This is a genomic window from Nocardiopsis listeri (assembly GCF_020741345.1).
In the GTDB taxonomy this organism is placed as follows: Bacteria; Actinomycetota; Actinomycetes; order Streptosporangiales; family Streptosporangiaceae; genus Nocardiopsis; species Nocardiopsis listeri_A.
Map to the genome: position 1 here is coordinate 1 of NZ_DYZD01000306.1, position 4,778 is coordinate 4,778.

Annotated in this window: 4 protein-coding genes; all 4 read left to right on the plus strand. The window is 67.4% G+C overall.

What is annotated here, in order from left to right:
* Positions 1-1,485: glycoside hydrolase family 3 N-terminal domain-containing protein (locus K8V84_RS16450; RefSeq protein ID WP_304075870.1), on the plus strand; the 1,485-nt coding region annotated here is incomplete at its 5' end.
* Positions 1,478-2,551 carry a TRAP transporter substrate-binding protein gene (locus K8V84_RS16455; protein WP_304075872.1) on the plus strand — a complete coding sequence of 358 codons (1,074 nt, stop codon included), beginning with the start codon at positions 1,478-1,480 and terminating at the stop codon, positions 2,549-2,551. The genes K8V84_RS16450 and K8V84_RS16455, both read left to right, overlap by 8 nt.
* Positions 2,552-2,591: 40 nt before the next feature.
* Positions 2,592-3,203 (plus strand): TRAP transporter small permease, encoded by a 612-nt coding sequence (locus tag K8V84_RS16460; protein WP_304075874.1) that lies wholly within the window; start codon positions 2,592-2,594, stop codon positions 3,201-3,203.
* Positions 3,203-4,513 carry a TRAP transporter large permease gene (locus K8V84_RS16465; RefSeq protein WP_304075876.1) on the plus strand — a complete coding sequence of 437 codons (1,311 nt, stop codon included), beginning with the start codon at positions 3,203-3,205 and terminating at the stop codon, positions 4,511-4,513. Before K8V84_RS16460 ends, K8V84_RS16465 begins: the two co-directional genes overlap by 1 nt.
* The last annotated feature ends 265 nt before the right edge of the window (positions 4,514-4,778 follow it).

Here is a 4,778-nt window from a genome sequence, read left to right on the forward strand (position 1 = left end):
GTGGCGCTCACCCTCAAACACTTCCCCGGAGGCGGCCCCCAGGGGCTGGGGTTGGACCCGCACTACTCCTTCGGCAAGGCCCAGGTCTACCCGTCCGACGGTTTCGCCGATCACCTTTTGCCGTTCGAGACCGCCATCGACGCGGGTGTCTCCTCGATCATGCCCTACTACGGGGTACCGGTCGACGTCTCGCACGAAGGACAGGAATTCGACGAGGTGGGCTTCGCCTTCTCGGACGACATCGTCGACGAACTCCTGCGTGAGCGACTGGGTTTCTCCGGATACGTCAATTCCGACACCGGGATCATCAACGACCGCGCGTGGGGGCTGGAGGACGCGACCGTTCCGGAAAGGGTCGCCGCCGCCATCAACTCCGGCACGGACACGCTTTCCGGTTTCAACGACGTCCAGGTCATCCTCGACCTGGTCGACGAGGGGCTCGTCACGGAACAACGGGTCGAGCTGGCGGCCGAACGGCTGCTCACCCCGATGTTCCTGATGGGCCTGTTCGAGAACCCCTACGTCGACCCGGAGGTCGCCACCGCCACGATCGGCTCCGAGGAGAACCGCGAGGTCGGTCTGCAGACGCAACGCGACTCCCTGGTCCTGCTCCAGAACGAGACCACCGACGACGGCCCCACCCTGCCGCTGGAGGACGGGGCGAGCCTGTACCTGTTGGGAGACTTCGACGAGGACGTCGTCGCCTCCTACGGACACGACGTCACCAGTGGAAACGTCGAGAAGGACGAGGAGCGGCCCAGCGCGGCCGACAGCGACTACGCGATCATCTCGCTGACCGCCCGGACCGACGCCGAGGACTACGTCAGTGACGACGAGGACCTCGGTCTCAACGAGGACCACATCAATCCCGGCGTGATCGACGGGATCGAGGGGTTGGACGGCGAGAGCCCCTACGGCGCCGCCGACACCTGCGTGACGTCGGGGGCCGAGGAGTGCACCGACGACGGTCTCGGGTTCGGGGGCTCCTACCCCTGGGAGTCGTCCGTACTGGACTTCACCGGCATGTCCGAAACCGACTCCTGGGTGGTCGAGCCGTCCCTGGAGTCGGTGCGGGAGGTCATGGCCGAGGTCGAGGACCCGAGCAAGGTGATCCTGCACGTGTACTTCCGCCAGCCCTACGTCCTGGACGAGGAGAGCGGGCTCCGTGACGCCGGCGCCATCATCGCCGGGTTCGGGGTGGGCGACACCGCGCTGATGGACGTGCTGTCCGGGGACCACGCGCCCCAAGGCCGGATGCCCTTCGCCCTGGCCGGCACCCCCGAAGCGATCACGCAACAGGACAGTGACGCCCCCGGTTACGCCGAGACCGACGACGGCGCCCTGTACGAGTACGGCTTCGGTCTGACCTACGAGGAGAAGGCCGGCCTGTCGTCGCCTTGGTTCCTCTGGGGCACCGTCGGGCTGGTGCTGGTCGGTGGCGCCTTGCTGCTCCTGCGCGGTTCGAGGGTGACCGACCATGACTGAGATCTTCGAACGCCACCGGCGCGAAGCGACCAAGGACGGGAAACCGACAGTGAGCACACATGGCAGAACATGCCTGGTCGCCGCCGCCTCCGTGGCGACGACCCTGGCACTGGCCTCCTGCGGGGGCGGCGCCGATTCCGGTGACCCCGCGGGTGAACGGACCCTGCGCCTGGCGCTGAACCAGTCGGAGGAGCACCCCTCGTTCACCGCGCTGGACCACTTCGGCGACCACCTGCGGGAGAACGCCGACGGAGTGAACCTGGACATCTACCCCAACGAGACGTTGGGCGGGCAGGCCGAGGTGCTGCAACTGGTGTCGAGCGGGGCCGTGGACATGGCCATCGTCTCCGGCGCCCAACTGGAGAACCTGAACCAGGACTTCATCGCGTTCAACGTGCCCAGGGTCTTCGACGACATCGACCACCAGATGGACGTCGTCCACGATCCCGAGATCACCGGTGGGTTGTACTCCTCCCTGGAGGAGGACCACGACCTGACGGTGGTGGGCGGCTTCACCCAGGGCGCCCGCAGCGTGTACACGGCGGACGGCCCCGTCCAGACGCCCGACGACCTGTCCGGCTCCAACATCCGCGTGCAGGAGTCCCCGCTCAACGTCGCCATCGCCGAAGCGCTCGGAGGTTCGGCCGCTCCGATGGTGTACGGCGAGCTCTACACCGGGCTCCAGGCGGGGGTCGTGGACGCGGCGGAGAACAACGAGGTCTCCTACTTCACCCAGCGCCACTACGAGGTGGCGCCGTACTGGTCCTACACCGAACACCTGATCGGGTTGGACTACCTGATCATCAACTCCGACGCGCTGGCCGGGTTGAACGACGAGCAGCGCGCCGCCTTCGACGAGGGATGGACGGCCGCCTACGAAGAGCACGCCGTGCTGTGGGCCGAGGCCACGGAGGAGGCCATCGCGGGCGCCGAGGCCGACGGCGCCGAGTTCCACCAGGTGGACGAGGCCTCGTTCGCCGAGGCACTGGACGGTCTGGTGGACGAGTTCGTCGTCACCGACACGCAGCGCGAACTCCACGACGCCGCGCGCGAGGCCGCGGAGTGAAGCGTTCCAGCAGGTCCCACATCCCCGATCGGAGGTCTCCGTGGAGTCGTTGAAGAAGTTCCTCGACGCCTGTCTCTATTGGATCATCGTCGTGCTCTTCGCACTCCTGGCGCTGATCGTCGTGTGGCAGGTGTTCAGCCGTCAGGTCCTGGGCGACCCCGCGACCTGGACCGACGAGGGCGCTCGGATGTCCTTCGTGTGGCTGGGTCTGTTCGCCTCGGCGTACGTGTTCGGCGAACGCGGTCACATCGCCGTCGAGTACCTCGCCCGCAAGACCCCGGCGGGGATCGAAAGGTCCGTCGCCATCGGAGTGCAGATCGTCGTCATGGCCTTCGCCCTGGTCATCCTCGCCTGGGGCGGCTGGGCCGCGGCTCAGAACGCGTGGAGCCAGCAGCTGAGCGCGTTGCCCTTCACCTACGGGCACATGTACCTGGCGATGCCGATCACCGGTGTGCTGGTGACGTTCTACGCCCTCCACCACATCCGAGGTCTGTCGACGGGCGTGGAGGAGCCCTACGCCGACGTCGTCGATGACGACCCGGAGATCCGGCAGGAGCAGTACGTCCCCGACAGCGTGCTGCTGGCGGAGGTCGACCCGTCTCCCGGTTCCCCTGAGGACGGGGCCGAGAACAGCACCGGAAAGGACACCTGATGGATCCCGCAGCCCTCGCCGGACTCATTCTGCTGGTCGGTATCGTCATCGGCATCGCCTTGTCCGTGCCGATCGCCGTGGTCATCGGCCTCGCGGCCTTCCTGGCCGCCATCCCGCTGATCGGCCTCGAACAGGCGGCCCTGGTCAGCGCCCAACAGGTGTTCTCCGGCATCAACTCGTTCCCGCTCCTGGCGATCCCGTTGTTCGTCCTGGCGGGCGTCATCATGAACAACGGGGGGATCGCCGGAAGGCTGGTGGACGCCGCCAAGGTCGTGACGGGACGCATGCCGGCCTCCATGGCCCAGACCAACGTCGTGGCCAACGGCCTGTTCGGGTCGGTGTCCGGCGCGGCCGTCGCCTCCGCGGCCGCGGTGGGCACGGTGATGGGTCCGCGCATGGCCCAGGAGGGTTACGACCGCCGGTTCGGCGCCGCCGTGAACATCGCCTCGGCACCCGCCGGGATGCTGATCCCGCCGTCCAACACCTTCATCGTCTACGCGCTGGTCTCGGGCAGTTCCATCGCCGCGCTGTTCATGGCCGGTGTGGTGCCGGGGCTGCTGTGGATCCTGGCCTGCATGGTCGTGGTGTACCTGTACGCGCGCCGCCGGCCCGGACGGCTGCGTACCGACGAGCGGGTGGGCCTGGCCCAGGGCCTGGTCGTGATCTGGCGCGCGGTGCCGTCCCTGCTGATGATCGTCATCGTGGTGGGCGGAATCCTCACCGGGTTCTTCACCGCCACCGAGTCGGCCTCCATCGCCGTCGTGTACTGCCTGGTGCTCTCGGCGATCTACCGGTCGATCAGGTTCACGGACCTGCCGCAGATCCTCATGGACGCCGGTCGGACCACCGCCATCGTGATGCTCCTGGTCGGGGTGTCCACGGTGCTGGCGTTCGTCATGTCGTTCGCGCGCATCCCGGAGGTGATCTCCGGCTTCGTCCTCGGGTTCACCGAGAGTGACGTGGTCATCCTGCTGCTGATGATGATCGTCCTGCTCGTCATCGGCACCTTCATGGACCCGACCCCGGCGATCCTCATCTTCGTGCCGATCTTCCTGCCGATCGTGCAGGAGTTCGGGATCGACCCGGTGCACTTCGGCGTGATGGTCGTGATGAACCTTTCCCTGGGGGTGATCACGCCGCCGGTGGGCAACGTGCTGTTCGTGGGCGCGAGGGTGGCACGTCTTCGGATCGAACCCGTGATCAGTCGCCTGTGGGCGTTCTTCGTCGCGATCCTGGTGGCGCTGTTCCTGGTGGTGTTCGTCCCGCAGTTCTCCCTGTGGCTGCCCACCTTCTTGGGACTGATCAACTGAGGTGATGGTCGAGGGCCCGGGCACGTGAACCGTGCCCGGGCCCTCGGTGTTCGGGCCCGACCCCCGCCGGCTCGGGGAGCGACGCCTACTTGGTTCGCATCGAGGGGGTCAGGGGTCCATCCCCGCGTGCGCGGGGAGCAGTTGGGGTTTGGGTTGCGTTCCCCGTATATGCGGGGTCCATCCCCGCGTGCGCGGGGAGCAGGCAATGGCGTTACGAGTGAGGTCGCGGTAGCCGGGTCCATCCCCGCGTGCGCGGGGAGCAGGC

Coding starts and splice junctions, on each gene's coding strand:
- K8V84_RS16465 (WP_304075876.1), top strand. CDS start 3,203: ATGGATCCCGCAGCCCTCGCCGGACTCATTCTGCTGGTCGGTATCGTC.
- K8V84_RS16455 (WP_304075872.1), top strand. CDS start 1,478: ATGACTGAGATCTTCGAACGCCACCGGCGCGAAGCGACCAAGGACGGG.